Raw genomic sequence first — 25,879 nt, forward strand, 5'->3', positions numbered from 1 at the left:
TGGGGCTGGGGTTGCAAGTGCTTGATTTTGCTGGGCAGCCGCTGCTGGCACGCCACTTGCACTATGGACGGCAAATATTCCTCAAACTGAAAGGACATCATGAGCCAATATTCCGCAGGTGCCGCCTTCCGCAAGGCCGTGCAAGAAGAATCCCCGCTGCAGGTGGTGGGCGCGATCAACGCCAACCACGCCCTGCTGGCCAAGCGCGCCGGCTTCAAGGCGATCTACCTGTCGGGCGGCGGGGTCGCTGCCGGCTCCCTGGGCCTGCCGGACTTGGGCATCTCCAGCCTGGACGACGTGCTGACCGATGTGCGCCGCATTACCGACGTGTGCGACCTGCCGCTGCTGGTCGACGTGGATACCGGCTTCGGCTCCTCCGCCTTCAATGTTGCGCGTACCGTAAAGTCGATGATCAAGTTCGGCGCCGCGGCCATGCATATCGAAGACCAGGTCGGCGCCAAGCGTTGCGGCCACCGTCCCGGCAAGGAAATCGTCTCCAAGAGCGAAATGGTCGACCGCATCAAGGCCGCCGTGGATGCCCGTACCGACGAGAACTTCGTGATCATGGCCCGCACCGATGCGCTGGCCGTGGAGGGCCTGGAGGCGGCAATCGAGCGCGCCGTCGCTTGCGTGGAAGCGGGCGCCGACATGATCTTCCCTGAAGCGATGATTTCCCTGGACATGTACAAGCAGTTCGCCGCCGCCGTGAAAGTGCCGGTGCTCGCCAACATCACCGAGTTCGGCGCGACCCCGCTGTTTACCGTGGAGGAGCTGAAGTCGGCCGACGTAGGCCTGGTGCTGTACCCCCTGTCCGCCTTCCGCGCCATGAACAAGGCTGCCGAGAATGTCTACACCGCGATCCGCCGCGACGGCACCCAGCAGAACGTTGTCGACACCATGCAGACCCGCGCCGAACTGTACGAACGCATCAACTATCACGATTTTGAACAAAAACTGGATGCGCTGTTCGCAGCGGCCAAGAAATGATCCGAGGAGAGACCGTCATGACCGAACAAGCCCCAACCTTCAAGCCGAAGAAGTCCGTAGCCCTGTCCGGCGTTGCAGCCGGCAATACCGCCCTGTGTTCCGTCGGCAAGACCGGCAATGACCTGCACTACCGCGGCTACGACATCCTGGACGTGGCCACCACCTGCGAATTCGAAGAAATCGCCTACCTGCTGGTGCACGGCAAGCTGCCCAACGTCGCCGAACTGAAAGGCTACAAATCCAAGCTGAAATCCCTGCGCGGCCTGCCGCAAGGCGTCAAGTCCGCGCTGGAAGCGCTGCCTGCGTCGGCCCACCCGATGGACGTGATGCGTACCGGCGTTTCCGTGCTGGGCTGCTGCCTGCCCGAAAAGGATGACCACAACATCGCCGGCGCGCGCGATATCGCCGACCGCCTGATGGCCTCCTTCGGCTCCATCCTGCTGTACTGGTATCACTACAGCCATAACGGCAAGCGCATCGACGTGGAAACCGACGACGAAACCATCGGCGGCCACTTCCTGCACCTGCTGCACGGCGAAAAGCCGTCCGAATCGTGGGTGCGCGCAATGCACACTTCCCTGATCCTGTACGCGGAGCACGAGTTCAACGCTTCCACCTTCACCAGCCGCGTGATTGCCGGCACCGGTTCCGACATCCACTCCGCCATCACCGGCGCGATCGGCGCACTGCGCGGCCCCAAGCATGGCGGCGCCAACGAAGTCGCGCTGGATATCCAGCAGCGCTACGAGAACGCCGATGAAGCGGAAGCCGACATCCGCAACCGTGTCGCCAACAAGGAAGTGGTGATCGGCTTCGGCCATCCGGTCTACACCATCTCCGACCCGCGCAATGTGGTGATCAAGGAAGTGGCACGCTCCCTGTCGCAGGAAGCCGGTTCCACCAAGATGTTCGATATCGCCGAGCGCCTGGAATCCGTCATGTGGGAAATCAAGAAAATGTTCCCGAACCTGGACTGGTTCTCCGCCGTGTCGTACCACATGATGGGCGTACCGACCGCCATGTTCACCCCGCTGTTCGTGATCTCCCGTACTTCGGGCTGGGCGGCCCACGTGATCGAGCAGCGCATCGACAACAAGATCATTCGTCCGAGCGCCAACTATGTCGGCCCTGAAGACCTGGCCTTTGTACCACTGAAGGACCGCAAGTGATCATGAACACCCAATACCGCAAACAACTCCCTGGCACCAGGCTGGACTACTTCGACGCGCGCGAAGCCGTCGATGCGATCAAGCCTGGCGCCTACGCCACGCTGCCCTACACCTCGCGCGTGCTGGCGGAAAACCTGGTGCGCCGCTGCGACCCGGCCACGCTGGCCGCGTCGCTGTCGCAACTGATCGAGCGCAAGCGCGACCTGGACTTCCCATGGTTCCCTGCGCGCGTGGTGTGCCACGATATCCTGGGCCAGACCGCGCTGGTCGACCTGGCCGGCCTGCGCGATGCCATCGCGGAGCAGGGCGGCGATCCTGCCCTGGTCAATCCGGTGGTGCCGACCCAATTGGTGGTCGACCATTCGCTGGCCGTGGAATGCGGCGGTTTCGACCCTGATGCGTTCGACAAGAACCGCGCCATTGAAGACCGCCGCAACGAAGACCGCTTCGACTTCATCAACTGGACCAAGAAGGCGTTCCAGAACGTTGACGTGATCCCGCCGGGTAACGGCATCCTGCACCAGATCAACCTGGAACGCATGTCGCCTGTGATCCAGGTTACCGACGGCGTGGCCTATCCGGACACCCTGGTCGGTACCGATTCCCACACCCCGATGGTCGATGCGCTGGGCGTGATCGCCATCGGCGTTGGCGGCCTGGAAGCGGAGACCGTGATGCTGGGCCGTGCCTCCTGGATGCGCCTGCCCGACATCGTCGGCGTCGAACTGACCGGCAAGCCCCAGCCTGGCATCACCGCGACCGACATCGTGCTGGCGCTGACCGAATTCCTGCGCAAGGAGAAAGTGGTTTCGGCCTACTTGGAGTTCTATGGCGAGGGCGCCACTGCGCTGACTCTGGGCGACCGCGCCACCATCTCCAACATGGCGCCGGAATTCGGCGCCACTGCTGCGATGTTCTCGATCGATTCGCAGACCATCAAGTACCTGAAGCTGACCGGCCGTGACGACGAGCTGGTGGCGCTGGTGGAAACCTACGCAAAGCACACCGGCCTGTGGTCGGACGACCTGGCCAAGGTCGAGTATGAGCGAGTGCTGAATTTCGACTTGTCGACCGTCGTACGCAATATTGCCGGCCCGTCGAATCCGCATAAGCGCGTGCCGACCAGCGAACTGGCTGCGCGCGGCATCTCGGGCGTGGTGGAGAACGAGCCTGGCAAGATGCCTGATGGCGCCGTGATCATCGCCGCCATTACGAGCTGCACCAATACGAACAATCCTCGCAATATGATCGCCGCCGGCCTGCTGGCCCGCAATGCGAACAAGGCAGGCTTGCTGCGCAAGCCTTGGGTCAAATCCTCGCTGGCGCCAGGCTCGAAAGCCGTGACCTTATACCTGGAAGAAGCCGGCCTGCTGCCCGAGCTGGAGAAGCTGGGCTTCGGTGTGGTGGCCTATGCCTGCACTTCCTGCAACGGCATGTCCGGTGCGCTGGACCCTGTGATCCAGAAGGAAGTGGTCGAGCGTGACCTGTACGCCACCGCCGTCCTGTCGGGCAACCGCAACTTTGACGGCCGCATCCACCCATACGCCAAGCAAGCCTTCCTGGCCTCGCCGCCGCTGGTGGTCGCCTACGCCATTGCCGGTACTATCCGCTTCGACATCGAAAAGGATGTGCTGGGCCACGATGCCGCCGGTAAGCCGGTTACCTTGAAGGACCTGTGGCCGAGCGACGAAGAGATCGACGCGATCGTGGCGAGCAGCGTCAAGCCGGAGCACTTCCGCAAGGTCTACATCCCGATGTTCGCGCGCAGCGAAGAAGCTGCCGAACGCGCCGAGCCGCTGTACGACTGGCGCCCGCAATCGACCTACATCCGCCGTCCGCCGTACTGGGAAGGCGCACTGGCAGGCGAGCGCACGCTGAAGGGCATGCGCGCCCTGGCCGTGCTGGGCGATAACATCACCACCGACCACCTGTCGCCGTCGAACGCGATCATGATGGATTCCGCCGCAGGCGAATACCTGCACAAAATGGGGCTGCCGGAAGAGGACTTCAACTCCTATGCAACCCACCGCGGCGACCACCTGACTGCGCAGCGCGCCACCTTCGCCAACCCGACGTTGAAAAACGAAATGGTGCGCAATGCCGACGGCAGCATCAAGGCCGGTTCGCTGGCCCGCGTCGAACCCGAAGGCAAGGTCACCCGCATGTGGGAAGCCATCGAAACCTATATGGAGCGCAAGCAGCCGCTGATCGTGATCGCCGGCGCCGACTACGGCCAGGGTTCTTCGCGCGACTGGGCCGCGAAAGGCGTGCGCCTGGCCGGAGTGGAAGCCATCGTGGCCGAGGGCTTCGAGCGCATCCACCGCACCAACCTGGTGGGCATGGGTGTGCTGCCGCTGGAGTTCAAGCCGGGTGTCAACCGCCTGACCCTGGCTATCGACGGCACCGAGACCTTCGACGTGATCGGCGAGCGCGCCCCGCGTGCCACGCTGACCCTGGTGATCAACCGCAAGAACGGCGAACGCCTGGAAGTGCCGGTCACCTGCCGCCTCGATTCGTCGGAAGACGTATCGATCTATGAAGCAGGCGGTGTGCTGCAGCGTTTCGCGCAGGACTTCCTGGAATCGGCAAAGGCGGCATAAATGGCATACAAACCGCAAATCAAGATCCCCGCCACTTACATGCGTGGCGGCACCAGCAAGGGGGTGTTCTTCCGGCTGCAGGACCTGCCGGAAGCTGCCCAGGTTCCGGGCAAGGCGCGCGACGCCTTGCTGCTGCGCGTGATTGGCAGTCCGGACCCGTATGGCAAGCAGATCGACGGCATGGGCGGGGCCACGTCGAGCACCAGCAAGACAGTGATCCTGTCCGCCTCCACCCGCGCCGATCACGACGTGGACTACCTGTTCGGCCAGGTCAGCATCGACAAGGCCTTCGTGGACTGGAGCGGCAACTGCGGCAATCTGTCAGCGGCGGTCGGCGCTTTCGCAATCAGCGGCGGGCTGGTTGCTCCAGCGCGCGTGCCGCGCGACGGCATGGCCGTAGTGCGCATCTGGCAAGCGAATATCGGCAAGACCATCATCGCCCATATCCCGATGAGCAACGGCAACGTACAGGAAACCGGCGACTTCGAGCTCGATGGCGTCACCTTCCCGGCCGCTGAAGTACAGTTGGAATTCATGGATCCGGCCGCGGAGGAGGAGGGCGTTGGCGGCACGATGTTCCCGACCGGCCGCCTGGTCGACGACCTGGAGGTTCCAGGCATCGGCACGCTGAAGGCGACCATGATCAACGCCGGCATCCCGACCATCTTCGTCAACGCCGATGCCATCGGCTACACCGGCACCGAGCTGCAGGAAGCGATCAACGGCGATGCCGCCGCGCTGGCGAAGTTCGAGACGATCCGTGCCCACGGCGCCGTGCGCATGGGCCTGATCAAGGACGTGTCGGAAGCAGCCACGCGCCAGCACACGCCGAAGGTCGCCTTCGTCGCGCCCCCAGCCAGCTACGCCGCCTCCAGCGGCAAGCAGGTGCAGGCGGGCGATATCGACCTGCTGGTGCGCGCGCTTTCGATGGGCAAGCTGCACCACGCGATGATGGGGACCGCTGCCGTGGCAATCGGTACGGCGGCGGCGATACCCGGTACGCTGGTCAACCTGGCTGCCGGCGGCGGCGAGCGTGAGGCGGTACGCTTTGGCCATCCGTCCGGCACGCTGCGCGTTGGCGCGCAAGCAACCCAGGAAAACGGTGAGTGGAACGTGAAGAAAGCCATCATGAGCCGCAGCGCGCGGGTGCTGATGGAAGGCTGGGTAAGAGTACCAGCCGAGTAAGCCCGCAACGCCCGGCTGCGCGCCGGGCGTAGGTCCAACGCGTCTACGGCGCAAGCCATCCCTCCATGCCGGAAAGACAGCAAGCGCTCCGACATTGCTCGATTCCGAAGGGACAACGGCCCTGCCAAGCGCGATGCCTATCTTCTGCGTTGATGAATCATTAATGCGTTGACAGGTCGGGATAGAATCCTGACTCGGGTGCATCAAGCGGGCGAAAGTCTCTCTTCAAGTCTTACATGAGTGCGAGATTAACCTCTGCACAACGTCCGCACGTGTGCTGTCGCGCCAATCCGCGGAGGAAAATGCGGTCAAGGATTCCGCTCGCCATCTCCAGATTGTATTCAAACCATGGAGAGGCCTCATTTCCAAGCAGTCTTTCAAATTCGCCCAGGGCGCTCTCAACCATGTTCAATCTTTCGACGTTTTGAATCATCGTACATGGCCGCCGGAATTCCTGGACCAGGCGGCCGAAGAAGAGGGCGTGGGCGGCTCGATGTTCCGACCGGCCACCTGGTCGACGGCCTTGAGGTCGCGCATTCTCTTAGGAATCCTTCATCCATTCTTCCACTGGTACGCCGTGCTGGATGACGGTCGCATAGTATGAGGTCACGGTGTTCAGGTCGACGTTGCCCGCGAGCCTGAAGCGAATGTAGGAGACCGCCAGGATCCCGCTTCGTTTTTCGAGGGCTCGAAAATCCTCGACGTCGGCTTCGGAGAAGTCGGTAAATCCGCTCACATTGCCGGATTCGGACGAGTCGATTTCCCTTCCAAGCACCATGCCGATCTTCTTCTTCAGGTCTGGGTTCAGAGTCTTTTTATTCATTTAAGTGCAGCTTTAGGTTGGTGGCGCAGCGCGCTATTTGCTTGGCCTTCCATGGACGAATACTTTCGTTGGCAATCCATTCGCGTCGAAATTGCCAATGTCGGTCGTCAAATCTCCATAGCCAAGTTTTATGCGATTTGCGCCGAATGATATGCGGCGTATAGCCATGTCGGCAATGGCTTGATCACTGCTGACAGGGTCTTGCGCCCGTAATTGCGCGAACTCATTACGGAAATTCGCCAGGTTCTTGTCGGCCAGCGAGCCGGAAAGACTAGGTGGCGGCTTATTATAGAGCGCCTGATGTGCCGCAATTGTCTGCTCCAGCGCCGCCTCGGTCATGCTGCCGCCTTCGAGTTTCAACTTGATCGATTCGCCGGCAGAAGTTACCACGCGATTGTCGAGATAGAATTGAGGGCCATCGTCGGTCATGCTGATCAAACCTACCGTATGGTCCTCGCCTTCGGCCCTGACATAGACAGCACCTTCCCCCGACTCGTCCAGCGATACAGACAAGTCCGATTTCTTGAAGGGCACGTTCCTCGGCCCTTCGGCTGCCGCGGCAGCCTCAAGCCCCTCCGAGCGCATCACGGTGGGCGGATATTCACCCGCCGCCATGCGGGCGCTGCCCCATTTTGCGCCGTACCAGCCACCGAACAGGCTACCTGCCAGCAAGGACCACTTCTGGCCGTCGGAACCTTCGCCGAACAGCTTCCCGCCCAACATGCTGCCGCCGTAGCCGCCGGCGACACCGCCAATGATGCCGCCAATCGCAACTGCCGGCGCGGCCAGCACGAAGGCAGCGCCTACGCCGACCACCAACATGGTCACATGCATCCAGGTCGGCACCAGGTCTTCGGCATGGATCTCGTCGGTCTGCACGGTCCCGCCACCGATGGTCACGTTGGGAGAGCCTTTGGTAATCGTGGCGCTGCAAGTGGTCTTGTCGTCTACCCTAGCCGCCGGCATGCTGTTGATGAATACCTTGCCGCTGCCAGTGGCCACTTTTTCTGTGTCCGTATGCTTGTCGCATTTTGCGGTGTCGAGATGGGCGCGAATGGCGCGCAAGCCGTTGGTGAAAACATTCGGCGAGCCGGTGGCCGTGATATTGCCTACTTCCTCCTTGGGCGCCCAGCTCATGGTGCTCAAGACTTCACCGATGCCGCCGCCGGCTGCTGCGGCGCCACCGATGATTGCCGCTGCGGCCAGGCCGCCAGTGCCGACGACAGCGACCGCCGTCACGGCAATGGCAGCGGCTGCGATGACGCCGGCCAGCAGCCAGCTCATGGTCGGGCTATGACCGATCGGGTCATTCAGCCTGGCTGCCTGCGCCATCGCTAGCCTGCCTGCTGCTCGAGGAAGCTGCGCACCGCGGCCAGATGGGGCAGGGCAGGGATATCCAGCGGCGGATCGTAAATGGCCGCCAGGTGCAGGTTATCCAGCAGGGTGCCGGCATCGGGATCGGGATGGGCCGCCAGCTGGTACATGCCGGTATTGCGCAGGCCCGGATCATAGGAGTTGGGTGCCGTGAATTGCGCTTGCAGCCGGTTGCCGGCGGCGTCGAAGAATGCCCATGTGTCGAGTTCGACTTCGCGCGGGTCGGTCTTGCGGCACGCTTCGGCCTGGTTTGCAAAGACGTACAGGCTGCGCCTGCGTGCCGACAGTGCGAAGGTGTAAGGCTGTGTGGCCGCCACCACCTTGCGTTTGGGCGCGGCTGCGGCAACACTCAGTGGCCTGCGCAGCGACATGCTGGCGAGAAGCCCTTCGAACGCCGCATTCCATTCTTCGCTGAAGGCTTCCAGGCAGGTGGCGGCAATCAGCATGGCCTGGCGGCTGCCGGGAGCAGGTCCTTCGACCAGCACCACGGCCTGGCGCTGGTGCATGAAGTTGCTGTCCTTGCGCCAGCTGTAGGCCAGTTCAATCGCCGGTGAGCCGCCGACCAGGGAATCCTTCAGGGCGCGCAGCTGGAAGCGAGGCAGGGCGCGGCCAAGCTCCTTGTGCAGGCGGTCGCCGAAATCGGCCAGGCTTTCCTCCGGCGCTATATCGGCGTGTGAGATAACCAGGCTGAATTCGCTGGGGCCATCGTCGCGCATGACAAACATGTGCATCGATTTGTCTTTGAGCTGGGCCGGCAGCTCGAAGCTGGCGCTGTTGGTGTGGTATTGCATGGTGTCTGTCCTACTTGTTCAGGTCGATGCGCTCGCTGCCGACAATGTCGACAAACTTGCCCTGGATAATGATGGTGCCGTCGGCGCGCAGTTCGATCTTGCTGGCGCCGACCCGCAGCGTAATGTCGGTTTTGGCGGTCAAGTGGATGTGCTGGTTGTCGGATTTGATGTCGACGAACTTGCTGGCACCCACTTCCACATGTTCGGTTTCGGCCTTGAGCATGACGTGCTTCTTCGCCGTTGCGCCGATATGCTCGGTCTCCGCCTTCAGTTCCACGAATTTCTTTGCCGTTGCGCCGATGTGTTCAGTTTCCGCCAGTATCTCGACGTTCTTTTTCGCGGTGAGGGCGATATGCTCGGTTTCCGCCGCCAGCGCGATATGCTGTTTGGCGCGCAGGTCGATATAGGATGTCTCCGACACGATTTCGATCTGCTGATTGACCGTATTGCGCTGGTAGCCCTGGCTTACCGTGTTGGTCTGGTGCGGACCGTTGACCGTGGTCGCGTGCGCGTTCTGCACGGTGGTGACCATATCCTTCTGGGCGTGGATGTTGATCAGCTCCGAGCCCTTGGAGTCGTGGATCACCATCTCGCTGAAGCCGCCGCCGCCCGGCGTGGAACGGCTCTTGAAACCCATCATGTGGGCGCCGGCGGGCAGGGCGTAAGGCGCGGGCTGGTCGGCGTTGAACAGGCGGCCGGTACACACCGGACGGTCGGGATCGCCTTCCAGGTAGTCGATCAGTACTTCCTGGCCGATGCGGGGAATGGAAACCGTGCCCCAGCCCTTGCCGGCCCATGGCTGCGAAACGCGGATCCAGCACGAGCTGGCGTTGTCGCGCCGTCCGTAGCGGTCCCAATGGAACTGCACCTTGATGCGGCCATACTGGTCGGTGTGGATTTCCTGGCCCTGCGGGCCGACCACGGTGGCGGTCTGCGGGCCCGGCATACGCGGCGCACGGTGTTCGCGCACGGGACGATAAGGGATCTTGCGGCGGATCGCAGTAAAGCTGTTGCCGTAAACGTCCTCCTGGTCGCTGGCGAAGAAGTTATTGCGGCAATCGAGCCGCACGCCGATGACCAGGAAGTCATTGTCCTTTTCGTCCGTTACGTCGAACCAGTGGTGGCCGATCAGCTTGAAGGTGTGGCCCGGGGCCATGCCGCGGCAGTCGGATTCGCCGGCAAACAGCTTGGCCTGCCATTCCATTGCTTCCATGCGCAGCTGGGCCTCGCGTTCGCCGCTGTCGCGGTCCTTATAGGAGAATGCCGGATTGCCGTCGTAGACTTCGAGCGTCGGCACATCGCCCTGGTGCGACGCGCTCGGCAGTTCCACGTATTGCACCGTGTTGGGCGACTTGAAGTCGAAGGTGTTGAGCGCGACCTTGGTCGGCTGCAGGGTGCGCCGGGCGGTGAAGGCGGTGACGGCATCGCGGTCATGCCAGCGGTTGCCGCCGTTGAACTCGATCTCGGCGTGGGCCGTCTGCGGCGGGCAGAAGGTGCTGTCGCGCGAGTCGTCGCTGATCACCATGACGTGGCCTTCCTCGCCATGTTCGAAATAGTAGAAGAGGCCGTACTTCTCCATCAGGCGGCTGACGAAGTGTTCGTCGGTTTCGTCGTACTGGACGATGTAGTTCTCCGGCAGGTAGGTCCTGGCGGTACGGAACTCGTAAGCCGCGAGGCTGCCGTAATCGGCGGTAAAGATCTGCGTCAGCACGTCCACCACGCTCAGGTCCTGGAAGATCCGGGAGTTGGTGCGGCGCTGCAGGAAAGCCAGCCAGGGAACGATCTCGGCGTGGTAGAAGGCGAATCCGCCATCCGAGCGGGCGAATCCGAATTCATTGACATAGCCGTTGATGAAATGTTCGCTGCCATCGGCCAGGCGCACGCCGACGCTGACGTTCTTGCCCAGCAGGTCCTGCAGGTCGATGCTGGAGCTTTTGGACAACAGGCTCAGTGTGAAGCGGTAAGGCGAAGACATCCTCGCTTCACCCTTGATTGTCTCGACCAGCAGGGCCTTGTTGCCTTCCAGCGGCGCGTAAAAGCGCAACAGGCGGCTGCCTTCGTGGAATGCGGCAAAGGGCCCGCTGCCGACCGCCTGCTGCAGCGCCGCCAGGCGCGGCTTCATGACAGCCGGCGCGTATTCCGCTGCGGGCGACATGAAGTCCGAGATGGCCAGCCCGGCCAGCGGGTGTTCTTCGATCTGCAATGCCTTGGCAGCGGTTTGCGCAGCAGCGGATGGGAGCTCCCGGCCGTCCATGGGCACGCTTGCCAGGACCTGGGGGGCTGGGCCGCTGTCGGCCAGGCCGGTTGCCGCCAGCAGGGAAGTGTCTTGCGCAAGCGCGGCGGACGGCGCTTCGCTGCGCGTGGCTGCGCCAGTGCCGGCGCCGATTGCGGTCTGTGCCAGCTGCGTCAGGGCGGGCGGCATCTGCTGGGCCAGGCTGTCCGCAGCGAGCGCCGAAGCGCTGCGGGTCAGCGCCGCGCCGGGCGATTCGCCGTCGGCCGTGGCGCCAAGCGCGGTTTGCGCCAGCTGCGCAGCGGCAGGCGCCAGCTGGTCCTGGGTTGCCAGTTCAACTGCGGTGGGTAGTGCGCTATCGGCCAGCTGGCCGACTAGCGCGGACGCGGCTGGGACCTCGCTTAACGGCGACGACGTGAGCGCGGTCTTGCCATCCAATGGACCAAACGACATGCGGAGCAACTCCTATCAGATTTCCGGTTGCGACAAGTGCGCTGCGGGCACTTATCAAATTTGCAAAGTTGCGAACAATACCAAATTGCCCGGAATGCCAACGCACGGTTGAAATGGGTAGGGTGCTGCGTGGCGGCAAAAACACATGTTCTTGTTGTAACAATGTCAGCAAACCCGGGCTTTCCTTTGACTAGCCAGTTTTGTACGCTATGATCGGCTGGATACCCCCGGAGTCCAGGCGTACATGAATTCTGTTTCGAGTAACGTTGAAGTTGTGGCCAGTGCCTTGCACTTGGTCGGTATGCCAGCCTGCGCTTGCGATGCCGACGGCCTGGTATTCGCTTCCAACACCGAATTCGACGCCTTGCTGCAGTCCGATCCCCGCGGCCGCAACGTGGTGGAAATGTTTGCCCGCCATGTTCGCGCCGAAGCGAACGCGCAGTTGAATGCCGCGCTGGTGGTTTCGGCCGCCTTGCCGAATCTGGCGCCGCGCACCGCCCCCAAATGGGACAGTGTGCTGGTCAACGCCAGCGGCAATTACGTCGCAGTGCAACTGACCGTCAAGGCGCTGCCGGGCGGGCTCGATGGCGGCGCCACCATCGTCTTCAACGATATCAGCAGCGCCCAGCGCGACCAGCGCGCGCTGCGCAAGGCCATGCTGGAGCAGCAGGCCATCCTGGAAAACGCGGCTGTCGGGATCATCCTTGCCAAGAACGGCTATGTCGTCGAATGCAATATGCGTGCCGCCGAAATGTTCGGCTACGCACGCCAGGAGCTGGAAGGCGCGCCAAGCGACATCCTGTATCCGACGCCGGAAGAGGCGCTGCGCATCCGCACCGAATATTTCCCGATGCTGGCCAAGGGCACGCCGCTGACGCTGGAGTTGCAACTGCGGCGCCGCGACGGCAGCCTGTTCTGGTGCCGCTCCAACGGCCGCTCGCTGGACCCGGCCGATGCCCGTGAAGGCACAGTCTTCATCCTGGAGGACATCAACGAGCAGCGCATGGCAAACGAAGCGATGGGGCGCCTGCTGCTGGAGCAGAAGGCAATCCTGGATAACGCCTCGGTCGGCATCCTGTTCACCAGGAACCAGGAAATCATGACGGTCAATCCGCGCATGGCCGAAATGTTCGGCTATACGCTGGAAGAGCTGCGCGGCCGCCATGCCTCGATCCTGTTTGAAGACGTTGAGCAGCACAAGGATTTCGGCCGCCAGGCCGGGCCCCTGCTGGCGGCCGGCCGCTTGTTCGAGCTGCGCGAGTGCCAGCTGATGCGCAAGGATGGCACGATCATCTGGTGCCGTGTGCGCGCCCAGGCGGTGGACCAGGAACACAACGCAGGCGGCACGATCTGGATCCTGGAGGACGTGACGCTGTCGCGCCAGACCCAGATGGAAGTCGAGGCCATCATGACCAACGCTTCGATCAGCATCCTGTTTACCAAGAACCGGCTGATCACGCGTTACAACCGCGGCTTTGCCGACATGTTCGGCTACCTGGGCGACGAGGCGCTTGGCATGCCGGGCCGGGCGATCTATCCGGACGACGAAACGTACAACCGGGTCGGCTCGATTGCCGGCCCGCTGCTGAGCCAGGGCAAGCACTTCCACTCGGAGACCCTGATGCGCAGGAAGGACGGCAGCGACTTCTGGGCACAGCTGATCGGCTATGTGGTGAACCCGGAAGACCCGACCCAGGGCACGATCTGGATCATCGAAGACCGCACCGCGCAAAAGCACGACGAAGAATCGCTGCGCAATGCATTGCTGGAGAACCAGGCGATTCTGGACAGCGCAGTGATGGGCATTTCCGTCTGCGAAAACGGCCGCAACCTGCGCTGCAACGCCAAAATGGAGGAGTTGTTCGGTTACGGCCCGGGTGAAATGGCAGGCGTCAGCGTGCAGACCTTCTACCCCGACCTGGCCGGATGGGACGCGGCTCGCAAGGCAACGGAAAAGGACTTTCTGGCCGGTCACGCCAGCTCCTACGAGTACCAGCTGGTGCGCAAGGATGGCAGCAGTTTCTGGGCGCGCCTTTCTGGGCGCCCGTTCGACATGGCCGATCCGAAGGGCCGCTCGGTATGGCTGATCGACGACGTGACCTCGCGCCGCGAAGCCGCTGAAGCAGTGCGCCGTGCACGCGACGAGCTGGAAGTGCGCGTGCTGGAGCGCACCGCGGAACTGGCCGGCGCGAACGCGCAACTGCAGGCGGAAATCGTGGAGCGGCGCCAAGCCGAGGCCCGCGTGCACCACATGGCATACCACGACAGCCTGACCGGCCTGCCGAACCGCGCACTGCTGGCTGACCGCCTGGACCGCGCCATGCTGGCGGCACAGCGCTCCGAGCGCCGCCTGGCCGTGATGTTCATCGACCTGGACCGTTTCAAGACCATCAACGACTCGCTGGGGCACATGACCGGCGACGCCTTGCTGAAGGAAGTGGCGGCGCGCCTGGTGGGGGCTGTGCGCGCCAGCGATACCGTGGCGCGCCTAGGCGGCGACGAATTCGTGGTGCTGCTGCCCGGCATCCACACCACGGACGAATCAAGCCAGGTGGCGCAAAAGATCATCGACTTGCTGTCCGAACCGATTCCGCTGGAAGGCCGCCTGCTGCATATCACGCCATCGATCGGCATTTGCACTTACCCCGACGATGGAAGCGACGTCGCTACGCTGATGCGCAATGCCGATGCGGCCATGTACCATGCCAAGGCTTCCGGCCGTAACAACTACCAGTACTTCAATGAAGCGATGAACATGGCAGCGGCCATGCATTTCGAAATGGAGAGCGCGCTGCGCTCGGCGCTGCAGCTTGGCCAGTTTGAATTGCACTACCAGCCGATCATGGATATTGCCACGCGCCGCCTAGCCACGCTGGAGGTGCTGCTGCGCTGGCGCCGCCCCGCTGGCGGCCTGGTGATGCCGGACCAGTTCATCCCGCTGATCGAGGAAAATGGCCTGATCGTGCCGATTGGAGAATGGGTCATGCGCCGCGCCTGCGAACAAAGCATGGAGTGGCAGCGGCAGGGGATGGCGCCGGTACCGATGGCAATCAACCTGTCGGCGCGCCAGTTCATGCATCGGGGCCTGGTCGACTCGATCCGGCGCACGCTGGACGAGACGGGCATCGATCCGGCATTGATCGAATTCGAGATCACCGAAACGGCGCTGATGCAGCACGGCGAGCAGACGCTGGAGATCCTGGGGCAGATCAACGCGATGGGCATCCGGCTGTCGATCGACGACTTCGGCACCGGATATTCCTCGCTGGCCTACCTGAAGCGGTTCCCGGTACGCAAGATCAAGATTGACCGCGCCTTCATCAAGGACCTGGAAGAGAGCGCCGAGGACCGCGCCATCGTGGCGGCGATCATCGCGCTGTCCGACAGCCTGCAGCTATCGGTGGTGGCGGAAGGGGTGGAGACCGAAGCACAGTTCCAGCTGTTGCGCGAGCAAGGCTGCACCTATGCCCAGGGCTACCTGTTCTCGAAACCGGTGCTGGGCGTGCGCGCCCAGCTCATGATGGAGTGCCAGGCGGCTTAAGCGCCCAGGGTGGCAATCACCGGCGCGTGGTCGGACGGCTGCTGCCATTTGCGCGGCGCGCGGTCGATCACGCAGGAAAGGCAGCGTTCTTTCAGCGGCGCGGACAGCAGCACGTGGTCGATGCGCAGCCCCTTGTTCTTCTGGAAGCCCAGCATGCGGTAATCCCACCACGAGAAAGTCTTCTCCGGCTGTTCGAACAGGCGGAAGGAATCGTGCAGGCCGAGGTCGAACAGGGCTTGCAGCGCGGCGCGCTCCTTCTCCGAACAGAAGATGTCGCCCTCCATCGCCGGGTCGTGGGTGTCGCGGACATCCGGCACGATGTTGTAGTCGCCCAGCACGGCCAGGTGCGGGTTGCCGGCCAGTTCTTCGCCCAGCCAGTCGCGGAAGCTGGCCATCCAGCCGAGCTTGTAGGTGTATTTGTCCGAGTCGAGCGCCTGTCCGTTCGGCACGTAGGCGTTCACCACGCGGATGCCGTTGATGGTGGCGGCCAGGATGCGCTGCTGTTCGTCCGGGTAGCGCGGGTTGTTCTTGACCACGTCCTGCATCGGATGGCGCGACAGGATGGCGACGCCGTTGTAGGTCTTCTGGCCGTTGAACGCCACCTGGTAGCCCATCTCCTCGATCTCCCTGACCGGGAACTTGTCGTCGGTGAGCTTAGTTTCCTGGATGCAAAGCACATCCACCGGGTTTTCACCGAGCCATTTCGTAACGTGCGGCAAGCGAACGTTCAATGAGTTAACATTCCAGGTGGCTAATTTCATTTCAGTCTTTCTAATTGCGTGGGAGCAGATCTTATCAATACTCACTATGCTCTGGGAAGCTGTCGCATTTGAGCCAAACAATGATTCTACGCTGACATCAAAATTGTGCTTTCTTGTCGCAAAAAAGGTGTCACCGTAAAAATAATTTCCAATAGTGCTTCAAAGTTATCAGATTGGTACTAAAATTACGGTATCAACAACCGTCAATGTCAATATAATTACAAGGTTGGTATCGAAGTTGTTTCCACGAAGCTGGGTGATTTTGCTTATTACAACGGATTTTAATGTTGTCCTGCGTCAATAAGTGGTAATATTAGGAAACTAATTCCGATTTAACGAGCACTGCAAACTAAAGGAATACACATGCGATCTGCATTCGAAGCATGGGCGCAGAAGGACGGCCAAATCGTCCGTCGGCGCGAAGACAAACCAGAAGAGTACCTGGTTTATGAGACACAACGTCGTTGGCTGATCTGGCAAGCGGCACTGGAGCACGGCAAGTCGCCTAGCGGCCGCAAGTCCACCCGCGAGGCAAGCGCACGCGCAGCGTCCCAGCGCCCGCAAGCTATTGCTGCTGCTGACGCCGAGGTGCGTAACGAAGTCTTGAACGAAGTCCTCGACGCGTTCCAGGGCATCGGTGCGAACAGCATGGACGACATCATGCACGTCATCCAGGGGCTGCGCCAGAAAAAAGGCCAGTCGGCCGACTGAGCCCGACTGAATGCCATCCAGGCTAAGCCGATCCGCGTCCGCTGCGCTGTGCGCAGTGGCGTTGGTCGGCTGCGCCACCTTGTTCGATTCGACCGAACAGTCGGTGCTGGTGCAGACCGTGCTGGATCACCAGCAGGTGTCTGCCATCGGCTGCGTGCTCTCCAATGACAGGGGGCGCTGGTTTGTCACTTCCCCGGGCCGGGTTACGGTGCGCAAGAGTACCCAGCCGCTCGTGGTGGACTGCCGCCGCGAAGACGTCTGGGCTTACGACCAGATCGAAGCGCGCCAGAATGCCTCAAAGTGGGGCAATATCATCTTTACCTTCGGGGCTGGCCAGATTGTCGACAAGCACACTGGCGCCGGCTTCGATTTGCCTTCCACGCTGACGGTGATCCTGCAGCGCGGGGAGGGCGCTGCTGCGCGCGGTGCGCCGGCGCAGCAGCCGATGCCGACATCGGCGATCTACTGACAATAAAAAAGCCGGGTCTCCCCGGCTTTTTTACTGGCCGGCCCGGCTATCAGCCGGCGCGGCCGATCAGGAAGTTGGCCAGCAACGGTACCGGACGGCCGGTCGCGCCTTTGGCGGCGCCCGATTTCCAGGCGGTGCCGGCGATATCGACGTGCGCCCATGGATACTTGCGGGTGAAGTTTTCCAGGAATGCGGCAGCGGTGCAGGATGCGCCGCCCGGGGAGCCGATGTTTGCCAGGTCTGCGAAGTTGGACTTCAACTGCTCGTTGTACTGCTCGCCGATCGGCAGGCGCCATGCGGTGTCGCCGGTCGCTTTGCCCGATGCCAGCAGGGCGTCGGCCAGCGCGTTGCCCGCCTCGTCGTCGCGTGCGAACACGCCGCTATTGTGGTGGCCCAGGGCGACGATGCAGGCGCCGGTCAGGGTCGCCACGTCGATCACGGCGGCCGGGTTGAAGCGCTCGGCGTAGGTCAGGGCGTCGCACAGGATCAGGCGGCCTTCGGCGTCGGTATTCAGGATTTCGATGGTCAGGCCGTTCATCGAGGTGACGATGTCGCCCGGCTTGGTGGCGCGGCCCGAAGGCATGTTTTCGCATGCGGCCACGATGCCGACCACGTTCGACTTCAGGCCCATTTCGCCGATCGCGCGGAAGGTGCCCAGCACGGAGCCGGCGCCGCACATATCGTATTTCATCTCGTCCATGCCGGGACCGGCCTTGATCGAAATGCCGCCGGTGTCGAAGGTGATGCCTTTGCCCACCAGGACGGTTGGCGCATCCTTGGCCTTGCCGCCCTTGTGTTTGAGCACGATGAACTTGGGTGCCTGCTCGGAACCGTTGGTCACGGACAGGAAGGAGCCCATCTTCAGCGCTTCCATCTGCTTGCGGTCCAGGATTTCGACTTCAAAGCCGAAGTCCTTGCCCAGCTTCTTGGCGACGTTGGCCAGGTAGGTCGGGGTGCAGACGTTGGCCGACAGGTTGCCCAGGTCCTTGGTCAGTTCCATGCCGTTGGCGATGGCAACGGCCTGCGACAGCGCCAGCTTGTTGCCGGCGTTGTTTGCCACCGCCAGCGCCAGCTTCTTCGGGCCGGCCCATGCCGGGTCTTTCTTCGATTTCTGTGCGTCGGTGCGGTACACGGCGTCGCGGCCTGCCAGCACAACGGAACGGACCGCCCAGTTGGCGTCGCGGCCTTTCACTTCTTCCAGGGGCAGTGCGATAATAGCGTCCGCCGATGCCACGGTGCCCAGCGCCTTGATGGCCGCGTTGATGGCGGAGCCGATGGCTTTATCGGCGACTGCTTCATCGGCGCCCAGGCCTACCAGCAGCACGCGTTCGGCGGCAGCGCCTTTCAGGCCGCGCAGCAGCAAGGTGGTGCCGGCTTTGCCGGTGATGTCGCCGGATTTCAGTGCAGCGGTGATTTCACCTGCGCCGTCGAGGGCTTTAGCCGCTTTCGAGAGCTTCTTGTTTTCGAAGACGCCGACCACGACGCAGCCGCTTTTGGCGCTGGCGATGGTGTTCTTGGCGTCGAGTGCTTTTATGCTAAAGTCCATTTGGTTTCTCCTTAATTTTGTAGAACGAATTATAAACGTCGAATGATTTTCCATCGCGCCCTCCGAAAAGAGCTGATCAGCTCCGCCGGGGCTTCCTTCACGGTGCTGTTCTCGATCCTCCTGACGTGGACCCTGATTTCGATCCTCGGCAAAGCCGCAGGCGGCAAGGTCGCGTCCAGCGATGTCATTGCGCTTATTGCGTTCGCAGCCCTGAATTATCTGCCAATTGTCCTGATTTTCACCAGTTTTATTTCCGTACTAATGGTGGTGACCCGCGTCTACAAGGATTCGGAGATGGTGGTATGGTTTGCAGCGGGCGTCAGCCTGACGAAATTCATCAAGCCGGTATTCCTCTTTGCCTTGCCGCTGATCCTGTTGACCGGCGCGCTCAGTTTTTATGCAACGCCGTGGGCACGCTCGAAGAGCGCCGAATACATCGAGCGCTTTACCAAGCGCGAAGACCTGCAGAAGGTTTCTCCCGGCCAGTTCAAGGAGTCCTCGTCGGCCAACCGTATCTTTTTCGTCGAAGGGGTTTCGGGCAGCAGCGCGGTGGTGCGCAATGTGTTCGTCAACCAGGTTGATGCCAAGGGCACCTCCGTCGTGGTGGCAAGCGAGGGTGTGATCGAGACGCTGCCGTCGGGAGACCGCCACCTGGTGCTGAAGAACGGCCGCCGCTACCAGGGTAAGCCGGGCGATGCCGATTTCCAGAGCATGGAGTTCGAGCGCTACAGCATGCGCGTTTCGCAGCAGTCGTCCGCGTCCGATGGCCAGAAGGAGACTAAGACCTTGTCGACCTCCGAGCTGATTGAGGCCGGCACCAATCCAGCCAAGGGGGAACTGATGTGGCGCCTGTCGCTGCCCCTGGCTTGCCTGATGCTGTCCATGCTGGCGATTCCGCTGGGCTTCGTCAATCCCCGCGCGGGCAGTTCCATCAACCTTATTCTCGCGGTGCTGATCTTCTTTACCTACAATAACCTGATCAATGTGTTCGAGTCCGGCATCCGGCGCGGCAACTTCTCATTCGGCATGAGCTGGTGGCCGCTGCACCTGGCGATGGCGCTTGCAGTGCTGGCGCTGTTTGCCTGGCGCCTGAACGTGAATCACCGCTACCATCCGCGTGCGGTATGGGCGGCAATCAAGCGGGGAGGGCGCAAATGAGCACCCTGCAACGCTATTTCTTCGTCTCGATCCTGCAGGCCGTCGCTTTTGCACTGGCGGCCCTGCTTGGGCTGCAGGCATTCTTCGACCTGACCGGGGAGTTGCCCGTCGTCGGCAAGAACGGTTATGGCATGCAGCACGCCGCCCTGTACACGCTGACCATGCTGCCCCAGCACGTGAACGAGGTGCTGCCGGTGGCTGCCCTGATCGGCACCATCTATACCATGGCGCAATTCGCGTCGACCTCCGAATTCACGATCATGCGCGCATCTTCCATGTCCACGCGCATGGCCGCGGTCATGGTCGGGAAGGTCGGTCTGGTACTGGTGGTTCTTGCGTTTATCTTTGGGGAACTGATTACCCCGCGCCTGGCGCCGGTGGCGGAAAAAGTCCGTCTGATGGGTCGTGGCGCCACGGTGTCGTCGGAGTTCCGCTCCGGAATGTGGACCAAGGACATCATCAAGAGCGAAGGCTTGACCGGCCAGGTGCAAGGCACGCGCTTTTTCAATGTGCGCGAAGTGCGCTCGGATGGACAGCTGCTGGACGTCAAGCTGTACGACTTTGACAATCGTTTCCGCCTGCGTACGCTGACCTATGCCAAGACGGCTTCTTTCAAGGGCAACAATACCTGGCTGCTGAACGATGTAACGGAAAACATCTTCGGCAACCCGGCATTGGCGGTCGAAGGCGCGCAGGCCAACCTGGCCAATAACTACGCGCAGGCGACCAGCGTGGTGGAGATCAGGCAGCATGCCAGCAAGGAACTGATCTCCGAGATCACGCCGAAGATCCTGTCGGTGTCGCGCTCCGATCCGGAGCACATGTCGGCCAACGAGCTTGCCGTATATACCCGCCACCTGCAGGAAAACAAGCAGGAGACCGAGCGCTTCAAGATCGCGTTCTGGAAGAAGCTGTTCGACCCGCTGGCGATCCTGGTGCTGATGGCGCTGGCCCTGCCGTTCGCCTACCTGCATACGCGCGCGGGCGGCGTGAGCCTGAAGATCTTCATCGGCATCATGATTGGCGTGAGCTTCCTGCTGGTCAATACCTTGTTCTCCCATATCGGCCTGCTGTCGGCGCTGCCCGCTGTCCTGACGGCGTTGATGCCAAGCCTGTTGTACCTGGCGTTGGCAGTAGCGGCCCTGCGCTGGGTGGAGCGTCACTAGCATGGGCCGCCGGGCGCTGGTGCTGTTCGCGCATGGCGCCCGTTCCGCCAGTTGGGCGGCGCCGTTCGAACAATTGCGCGAGATGGTGGCAACGCGTGCGCCGGATGTCGAGGTCTCGCTGGCTTTCCTGGAATTGATGTCGCCGCGCCTGCCGGAACAGGTGGCTTTGCTTGCCGCGCAAGGTGTCGACGATGTGACTGTGGTGCCGGTTTTCCTGGGGCAGGGCGGTCATGTGCTGCGCGACCTGCCGCTGCTCCTCGATGAAATGCGCCTGGCGCATCCGGAGGTGACGATCCGCGCGGTGGGCGCGGTGGGAGAAGACCCCACCGTGCTCAAGGCGATGACGGATTACTGTTTGTCTTCGCTGCCTTTGGCGTGAGCCACCATGGCGGCAATGGTGCTGCCCGGGTTGTCGAATTCGCGCTGGACGGCGTCGCGCAGGGCTTCCGACTTCAGTGAGTCGAGTGCGGCGGCACTGGCCCTGGCCACTTCCTCATCTTCGCCCAGGCGGCGGAATACCTCCACCACCAGGCGCACCTCCTTGGTGTAGTTCAGCACGAACGCCAGCAGCTGCGGGGCTGAGGAGGTGTTGCCGCGCCTGGCCAGGTCTTCGGCGAAGTCGTTGACGCGCTTGGCCAGGGCGGCGATGCGGGCCACCGGGTCAGGCAGGTAGCGGCGCGCCAACTGGAAATCTTCCACCGCCACCAGGGCAGGCAGTGCCAGTTCGGCGCAATCCTTGGCCAGCTCCGGCAATTGGGCGTCGATCTGCGTGAACAGGTCATGGGTGGCCCGTTCCTCGCCCAGTGCGCTGTTGATGGCGCTGACATCATGGAAACGGCCCAGTGTGGCGCTGCCGTTCAGGATGCGCTGGGTGTCGCGGTCGCGGATGGCCTGCAGGGCGCGGCGCGCCAGCGGGAATTGTTCTGCGAGGTAGATCCAGTCGCGCAGGGCGAACGACAGTCGAACACCGGCCAGGGTCGGATCTTCTTCGAGCGCATGCTCGTGGAACCACAGGTGGTCGCGCAGGGCGTCTTCGTATTTGCCTGCCAGGCGCGCATTGCGGGCGCGCTCCAGGACTTCGTGGGCTTGGCTCATCTTGTTCCTCTCATTGCAAGAGGACGACATTTTACGCCCAAAACCGGTAAGCCGGTGTCAGACCCGCAGGGCCTGACACCCGTCGCGCGGCGGCTGCTGCCGAGGTGCCTGGCCCTGTGGGGTAGGCACCGGTTTACCGGTTTTGCTGCGCCCGCGCAGCCATCGCCTTGCCCAGCATGACCAGCACCGGCCCGTGCGCCGCCGGCAGCCCATGCGCCAGCTCGGCCAGGGTGATGCGCTCGATGCGCTGGTCGGCGCGGCTGACGTTTTCGATCACGACCACCGGCGTCTCCGGCGAACGCCCCTGCGACAGCAGGTTGTTGGCGGTGGCGATGGCCTCGCGCCCGCCCATGTACTGCACCAGGGTATCGGTGGAAGGGATGGTGAGTTCTTCCGGGTGTCCCGGCGCCGTGGAGGAGGTAAAGAAGGCCACACTGCGCGCCACGCCGCGCTTGGTCAGCGGCTGCAAGGCCGCCGCCGCGGCGGCAACCGCGGTGGTGATGCCCGGCACGACCTCGACCTCGATGCCGTGCGCTTCCAGCGCCGACAATTCCTCGTCGGCACGGCCGAACAGCATCGGGTCGCCGCCTTTCAGGCGCACCACAAGCCGGTAGCGCGCAGCGCAGTCGACCAGTTGCTCGTTGATGAAGTTCTGCGCCGTCGAGCGCTGGCCGGCGCGCTTGCCGACCGAGATCTTTTCCGCCTGCGGGCACAGTGCCAGCATTTCTTCCGTCACCAGCGCGTCGTACAGCACCACCTCGGCTTGCGCCAGCAGCCGTGCGCCGCGCATGGTGATCAGGTCCTGCGCCCCGGGTCCAGCTCCAATCAAATACACTTTCCCGTATGGCATTGCGCAGGCTCCTGTCTGGCGTTGTTACTCGCCGAGGCGGATCATGCCGGCGGCTACTGTCTGGTGCGTGACCTCATCGATCAGGATGAAGGCGCCGGTGGCGCGGATGTCCGAGTAGGCATCGGCCGCCAGCGGTTGCTGCACGGTCAGCGCAATGCGCGCTACATCGTTCAGCTTCAACGCATCCGCATCGTGACGCTGCTGGGTGTTGATGTCAAGGATGGAGTCGATTTTCGTGACCTTGGCCGCGGTCTGCCGGGTGCCGTGCTTGATCCAGTATTTACGGCGCAGGTCCAGCGGCTCCTCCGACAGCCAGCATACGTCGGCGCTGACTTGCTTGAGCAGGGTGGCCGGCTGTGCGCTGGAGGCCAGCAGGTCGCCGCGCGATACGTCCACGTACTCCTCCAGTACGATGGTGACGGACTGGCCGGCGCTGGCGGTCTGCAGGGAGCCGTCGAAGGTGACGATTTCCTTGACCGTTGCCCCCTGGCCCGAAGGCTGCACCACCAGCTTGTCGCCCACCGAAACCTTGCCAGCCTCGATACGGCCCATGTAGCCGCGGAAGTCGTTGGCTTCGTGGCCGTTGTGGCGTGCCACCAGTTGCACCGGGAAGCGGAAGGCGGCGCCGTGCGAGTCGTCGTACACCGACAGGTCTTCCAGCAATTCGATCAGGGTAGGGCCCTGGTACCACGGCATGCGCTCGCTCGCGTCAACCACGTTGTCGCCGGCCAGTGCCGACAGTGGAATCGTCTTCACGTCCTTGATGCCAAGGGTGGCTGCGAATTCGCGGTAAGCCTTGACGATGCGCTCATATACATCCTGGTCATAGTTCACCAGGTCCATCTTGTTCACGGCCACCACCACGTGCTCGATCTGCAGCAGGTGGGCGATGGTGGAGTGGCGCTTGGTCTGGATCAGGAGGTCAACGCCGCCGTCTTCGCGCAGCTTCACCTTCGACACGTCGACCAGGATGATCACGGCGTCGGCGGTGGATGCGCCTGTCACCATATTGCGGGTGTACTGCTCGTGGCCCGGAGTATCGGCGATGATGAACTTGCGCTTGGGTGTAGCGAAGTAGCGGTAGGCCACATCGATGGTGATGCCCTGTTCGCGCTCGGCTTCCAGGCCGTCGGTCAGCAGCGACAGGTCGATGGTGTCGCCTACCGTGCGCTTATGCTTGGCTCGCGACACGGCCGCCAGTTGGTCGGCGAAGATGCCCTTGCTGTCGAACAGCAGGCGGCCGATCAGGGTGCTCTTGCCGTCGTCGACGGAACCGGCGGTGATGAAGCGCAGCAGATTGCGTTCGTTCAGATTTTCGTTCAGTGCGTTCATCAGAAGTATCCTTGCTTCTTGCGTTTTTCCATGGAGGCTTCGGAGGTCTGGTCGTCCATCCGGGTGGCGCCGCGCTCGGTGATCTGGGTGACAGCGGTTTCCGCGATGATCGCGTCCACGTCGGCTGCGTCGGAAGACACGGGGCAGGTGCAGGAAATGTCGCCCACGGTGCGGAAGCGCACCACCCGGGTTTCCACGGTTTCGCCTTCACGGGCCGGAGTCAGCCCGGTCAGCGGCACCAGCAGGCCGTTGCGCGGGATCACCTGGCGCTCGTGCGCGAAGTAGATCGATGGCAGGGCCAGTTTTTCGCGGGCAATGTACTGCCACACATCCAGCTCGGTCCAGTTCGAAATCGGGAACACGCGCATGTTTTCGCCAGGGTGGACGCGGGTGTTATACAAGTCCCACAGTTCCGGGCGCTGGGCTTTCGGATCCCATTGGCCGAATTCGTCGCGGAAGGAGAAGATGCGCTCCTTGGCACGGGCCTTTTCCTCGTCGCGGCGCGCGCCGCCGATGCAGGCGTCGAAGCCGTGTTCGGCGATGGTTTCCAGCAGCGTCACCGCTTGCGCGGCGTTGCGCGAATCAGTGGCCGGATTGCGCAGGCGCACGGTGCCTTTCCTGATCGAGTCTTCCACCGAGCCGACGATCAGGCGTTCGCCCAGTTCGGCCACGCGGCGGTCGCGAAACTCGATCACTTCAGGGAAGTTATGGCCGGTGTCGATGTGCACCAGGGGGAAGGGAAATTTCCCTGGGCGGAAAGCTTTTTCCGCCAGGCGCAGCAGCACCACGGAGTCCTTGCCGCCGCTGAACAGCAGGGCAGGGTTCGAGCACTCGGCGGCAACCTCGCGCAGGATGTGGATGGCTTCGGACTCCAGCGCATCGAGGTGGCGCGAATTGACGTGTTGTTCTACCAGTGCGTTCATTTAGCCTACTTTCTTAATTCGAATCAGTTTGCCGTCTACCAGGTGCAAGCCGCATTCCTTCGAGTCCGGGTTTTCCCACCACCAGCGTCCGGCGCGTACGTCCTCGCCCGGCTGGATGGCGCGGGTGCAAGGTTCGCAGCCGATCGACGGGTAGCCCTGGTCATGCAGCGGGTTATATGGCACATCGTTGGCGTGGATATACTCCCATACCTCCTGCTCCGACCAGTCGGCCAGTGGATTGAACTTTTCCATGTTGTGCGAGCCATCATACTCCTGCACCGACAGTTCGGAGCGGGTTGCAGATTGGGCGCGACGCTGGCCGGTAATCCAGGCCTTCTTGCCGCCCAGGGCCCGGCCCAGCGGTTCGACTTTGCGGATCTGGCAGCATTCCTTGCGCAGGTCGACGCTGTCGTAGAAGGCATTCAGGCCCTTCTTTTCCACGTAGGCGTCGACCCTGGCCTGCACCGGGCGGTACAGCGCGATCTCGTAGCCATAACGCTCCTGAACGCGCTCCACCATGCCCAGCGTTTCCTTGTGCAGGCGGCCGGTCTCCAGCGAGAAGATGCCGATCGGCAGGCCGGCTTTCAGGATCAGGTCCGTCAGGACCATGTCCTCGGCGGCCAGGCTGGAGGCGAAAACGGCAGGCGAAAACTCTTCCGCAACGCGTTCGAGCGTGGCTAGCGTATCCCGCACGCGGGTGGCGAGCTCGCTCATG

Annotated in this window: 21 protein-coding genes; 10 read left to right on the plus strand and 11 right to left on the minus strand. The window is 62.5% G+C overall.

The genetic code is table 11. The features are described from left to right. Positions 1 to 99 precede the first annotated feature (99 nt). From prpB to prpF, 4 genes are read left to right on the plus strand one after another with little or no spacing between them, the layout of a single operon-like run. Complete coding sequence (gene prpB / locus ACWBU6_RS09975; protein ID WP_452648642.1) at positions 100 to 987, plus strand: methylisocitrate lyase; 888 nt, start codon at positions 100 to 102, stop codon at positions 985 to 987. Between the two features lie 17 nt (positions 988 to 1,004). Next, positions 1,005 to 2,156, plus strand: a complete 1,152-nt coding sequence (gene prpC / locus ACWBU6_RS09980; protein WP_452648643.1) for a bifunctional 2-methylcitrate synthase/citrate synthase — start codon at positions 1,005 to 1,007, stop codon at positions 2,154 to 2,156. 2 nt (positions 2,157 to 2,158) lie between these two features. Then, entirely contained in the window at positions 2,159 to 4,756 is a 2,598-nt protein-coding gene (gene acnD / locus ACWBU6_RS09985) for a Fe/S-dependent 2-methylisocitrate dehydratase AcnD (RefSeq protein ID WP_452648644.1), read from the plus strand. Continuing rightward, positions 4,757 to 5,941: a 2-methylaconitate cis-trans isomerase PrpF gene (prpF, locus tag ACWBU6_RS09990; RefSeq protein ID WP_452648645.1), complete on the plus strand. Its 1,185-nt coding sequence runs from the start codon at positions 4,757 to 4,759 to the stop codon at positions 5,939 to 5,941. Between the two features lie 541 nt (positions 5,942 to 6,482). On the opposite strand, the gene ACWBU6_RS09995 is transcribed toward prpF, so the two are convergent. The 4 genes from ACWBU6_RS09995 to ACWBU6_RS10010 are packed head-to-tail and all read right to left on the minus strand — an operon-like array spanning position 6,483 to position 11,612. Further along, a complete protein-coding gene (locus ACWBU6_RS09995) occupies positions 6,483 to 6,764 on the minus strand; it encodes a hypothetical protein (protein WP_452648646.1) in 282 nt (93 codons plus the stop codon). 33 nt (positions 6,765 to 6,797) lie between these two features. Continuing rightward, the gene (locus tag ACWBU6_RS10000) at positions 6,798 to 8,096 is read right to left on the minus strand and encodes a PAAR domain-containing protein (RefSeq protein WP_452648647.1); all 1,299 of its coding nucleotides are present in this window, start codon (positions 8,094 to 8,096) and stop codon (positions 6,798 to 6,800) included. Between the two features lie 2 nt (positions 8,097 to 8,098). Further along, the gene (locus ACWBU6_RS10005; protein ID WP_452648648.1) at positions 8,099 to 8,929 is read right to left on the minus strand and encodes a DcrB-related protein; all 831 of its coding nucleotides are present in this window, start codon (positions 8,927 to 8,929) and stop codon (positions 8,099 to 8,101) included. 10 nt (positions 8,930 to 8,939) lie between these two features. After that, the gene (locus tag ACWBU6_RS10010; protein ID WP_452648649.1) at positions 8,940 to 11,612 is read right to left on the minus strand and encodes a type VI secretion system Vgr family protein; all 2,673 of its coding nucleotides are present in this window, start codon (positions 11,610 to 11,612) and stop codon (positions 8,940 to 8,942) included. A gap of 244 nt (positions 11,613 to 11,856) precedes the next feature. On the opposite strand from ACWBU6_RS10010, the gene ACWBU6_RS10015 reads away from it, so the two are divergent. Then, positions 11,857 to 15,153, plus strand: coding sequence for a sensor domain-containing protein (locus ACWBU6_RS10015; RefSeq protein WP_452648650.1), 3,297 nt, complete (start codon positions 11,857 to 11,859; stop codon positions 15,151 to 15,153). Here the strand turns inward: ACWBU6_RS10015 and xth are convergent. Beyond that, positions 15,150 to 15,914: an exodeoxyribonuclease III gene (gene xth, locus ACWBU6_RS10020; protein WP_452648651.1), complete on the minus strand. Its 765-nt coding sequence runs from the start codon at positions 15,912 to 15,914 to the stop codon at positions 15,150 to 15,152. The genes ACWBU6_RS10015 and xth overlap by 4 nt on opposite strands. A gap of 363 nt (positions 15,915 to 16,277) precedes the next feature. Here xth and ACWBU6_RS10025 point away from each other — a divergent pair, with 363 nt between their 5' ends. Both ACWBU6_RS10025 and ACWBU6_RS10030 read left to right on the plus strand, forming a co-directional pair. Then, on the plus strand, positions 16,278 to 16,625 hold the full coding sequence (locus ACWBU6_RS10025) for a hypothetical protein (RefSeq protein ID WP_452648652.1): 348 nt from the start codon (positions 16,278 to 16,280) through the stop codon (positions 16,623 to 16,625). 10 nt (positions 16,626 to 16,635) lie between these two features. Beyond that, positions 16,636 to 17,094 carry a hypothetical protein gene (locus tag ACWBU6_RS10030; protein ID WP_452648653.1) on the plus strand — a complete coding sequence of 153 codons (459 nt, stop codon included), beginning with the start codon at positions 16,636 to 16,638 and terminating at the stop codon, positions 17,092 to 17,094. A 49-nt stretch (positions 17,095 to 17,143) separates the two neighbouring features. On the opposite strand, the gene ACWBU6_RS10035 is transcribed toward ACWBU6_RS10030, so the two are convergent. Beyond that, positions 17,144 to 18,640 (minus strand): leucyl aminopeptidase, encoded by a 1,497-nt coding sequence (locus tag ACWBU6_RS10035; RefSeq protein WP_452648654.1) that lies wholly within the window; start codon positions 18,638 to 18,640, stop codon positions 17,144 to 17,146. Between the two features lie 42 nt (positions 18,641 to 18,682). Between ACWBU6_RS10035 and lptF the strand changes: the two genes are divergently transcribed. The 3 genes from lptF to ACWBU6_RS10050 are packed head-to-tail and all read left to right on the plus strand — an operon-like array spanning position 18,683 to position 21,343. Then, positions 18,683 to 19,798 carry an LPS export ABC transporter permease LptF gene (gene lptF, locus ACWBU6_RS10040; RefSeq protein WP_452648655.1) on the plus strand — a complete coding sequence of 372 codons (1,116 nt, stop codon included), beginning with the start codon at positions 18,683 to 18,685 and terminating at the stop codon, positions 19,796 to 19,798. Beyond that, positions 19,795 to 20,964: an LPS export ABC transporter permease LptG gene (lptG, locus tag ACWBU6_RS10045; protein WP_452648656.1), complete on the plus strand. Its 1,170-nt coding sequence runs from the start codon at positions 19,795 to 19,797 to the stop codon at positions 20,962 to 20,964. The genes lptF and lptG overlap by 4 nt, the downstream gene beginning before the upstream one ends. 1 nt (position 20,965) lies before the next feature. After that, positions 20,966 to 21,343: a sirohydrochlorin chelatase gene (locus tag ACWBU6_RS10050; RefSeq protein ID WP_452648657.1), complete on the plus strand. Its 378-nt coding sequence runs from the start codon at positions 20,966 to 20,968 to the stop codon at positions 21,341 to 21,343. Here the strand turns inward: ACWBU6_RS10050 and ACWBU6_RS10055 are convergent. The 5 genes from ACWBU6_RS10055 to ACWBU6_RS10075 form a co-directional block, all read right to left on the minus strand. Then, the gene (locus ACWBU6_RS10055) at positions 21,313 to 22,059 is read right to left on the minus strand and encodes a hypothetical protein (RefSeq protein WP_452648658.1); all 747 of its coding nucleotides are present in this window, start codon (positions 22,057 to 22,059) and stop codon (positions 21,313 to 21,315) included. The genes ACWBU6_RS10050 and ACWBU6_RS10055 overlap by 31 nt on opposite strands. Before the next feature lie 133 nt (positions 22,060 to 22,192). After that, positions 22,193 to 22,909, minus strand: coding sequence for a uroporphyrinogen-III C-methyltransferase (gene cobA / locus ACWBU6_RS10060; RefSeq protein ID WP_452648659.1), 717 nt, complete (start codon positions 22,907 to 22,909; stop codon positions 22,193 to 22,195). Between the two features lie 24 nt (positions 22,910 to 22,933). Then, on the minus strand, positions 22,934 to 24,241 hold the full coding sequence (locus ACWBU6_RS10065; protein ID WP_452648660.1) for a sulfate adenylyltransferase subunit 1: 1,308 nt from the start codon (positions 24,239 to 24,241) through the stop codon (positions 22,934 to 22,936). Next, on the minus strand, positions 24,241 to 25,164 hold the full coding sequence (gene cysD, locus ACWBU6_RS10070) for a sulfate adenylyltransferase subunit CysD (protein ID WP_452648661.1): 924 nt from the start codon (positions 25,162 to 25,164) through the stop codon (positions 24,241 to 24,243). Before cysD ends, ACWBU6_RS10065 begins: the two co-directional genes overlap by 1 nt. Next, entirely contained in the window at positions 25,165 to 25,878 is a 714-nt protein-coding gene (locus tag ACWBU6_RS10075) for a phosphoadenylyl-sulfate reductase (protein ID WP_452648662.1), read from the minus strand. Position 25,879 lies beyond the last annotated feature (1 nt).

It is taken from the genome of Pseudoduganella sp. HUAS MS19, assembly GCF_053615455.1.

Excerpts from the sequence above, each read along its gene's own strand:
- prpB (WP_452648642.1), top strand. The coding sequence starts at position 100 with ATGAGCCAATATTCCGCAGGTGCCGCCTTCCGCAAGGCCGTGCAAGAA.
- ACWBU6_RS10010 (WP_452648649.1), bottom strand. The coding sequence starts at position 11,612 with ATGTCGTTTGGTCCATTGGATGGCAAGACCGCGCTCACGTCGTCGCCG.
- prpC (WP_452648643.1), top strand. The coding sequence starts at position 1,005 with ATGACCGAACAAGCCCCAACCTTCAAGCCGAAGAAGTCCGTAGCCCTG.
- ACWBU6_RS10035 (WP_452648654.1), bottom strand. The coding sequence starts at position 18,640 with ATGGACTTTAGCATAAAAGCACTCGACGCCAAGAACACCATCGCCAGC.
- ACWBU6_RS10005 (WP_452648648.1), bottom strand. The coding sequence starts at position 8,929 with ATGCAATACCACACCAACAGCGCCAGCTTCGAGCTGCCGGCCCAGCTC.
- ACWBU6_RS10015 (WP_452648650.1), top strand. The coding sequence starts at position 11,857 with ATGAATTCTGTTTCGAGTAACGTTGAAGTTGTGGCCAGTGCCTTGCAC.
- ACWBU6_RS10065 (WP_452648660.1), bottom strand. The coding sequence starts at position 24,241 with ATGAACGCACTGAACGAAAATCTGAACGAACGCAATCTGCTGCGCTTC.
- lptF (WP_452648655.1), top strand. The coding sequence starts at position 18,683 with ATGATTTTCCATCGCGCCCTCCGAAAAGAGCTGATCAGCTCCGCCGGG.
- xth (WP_452648651.1), bottom strand. The coding sequence starts at position 15,914 with ATGAAATTAGCCACCTGGAATGTTAACTCATTGAACGTTCGCTTGCCG.
- ACWBU6_RS10025 (WP_452648652.1), top strand. The coding sequence starts at position 16,278 with ATGCGATCTGCATTCGAAGCATGGGCGCAGAAGGACGGCCAAATCGTC.
- ACWBU6_RS10030 (WP_452648653.1), top strand. The coding sequence starts at position 16,636 with ATGCCATCCAGGCTAAGCCGATCCGCGTCCGCTGCGCTGTGCGCAGTG.
- ACWBU6_RS10055 (WP_452648658.1), bottom strand. The coding sequence starts at position 22,059 with ATGAGCCAAGCCCACGAAGTCCTGGAGCGCGCCCGCAATGCGCGCCTG.
- cysD (WP_452648661.1), bottom strand. The coding sequence starts at position 25,164 with ATGAACGCACTGGTAGAACAACACGTCAATTCGCGCCACCTCGATGCG.
- ACWBU6_RS10000 (WP_452648647.1), bottom strand. The coding sequence starts at position 8,096 with ATGGCGCAGGCAGCCAGGCTGAATGACCCGATCGGTCATAGCCCGACC.
- acnD (WP_452648644.1), top strand. The coding sequence starts at position 2,159 with ATGAACACCCAATACCGCAAACAACTCCCTGGCACCAGGCTGGACTAC.
- prpF (WP_452648645.1), top strand. The coding sequence starts at position 4,757 with ATGGCATACAAACCGCAAATCAAGATCCCCGCCACTTACATGCGTGGC.
- lptG (WP_452648656.1), top strand. The coding sequence starts at position 19,795 with ATGAGCACCCTGCAACGCTATTTCTTCGTCTCGATCCTGCAGGCCGTC.
- ACWBU6_RS09995 (WP_452648646.1), bottom strand. The coding sequence starts at position 6,764 with ATGAATAAAAAGACTCTGAACCCAGACCTGAAGAAGAAGATCGGCATG.
- ACWBU6_RS10075 (WP_452648662.1), bottom strand. The coding sequence starts at position 25,878 with ATGAGCGAGCTCGCCACCCGCGTGCGGGATACGCTAGCCACGCTCGAA.
- ACWBU6_RS10050 (WP_452648657.1), top strand. The coding sequence starts at position 20,966 with ATGGGCCGCCGGGCGCTGGTGCTGTTCGCGCATGGCGCCCGTTCCGCC.
- cobA (WP_452648659.1), bottom strand. The coding sequence starts at position 22,909 with ATGCCATACGGGAAAGTGTATTTGATTGGAGCTGGACCCGGGGCGCAG.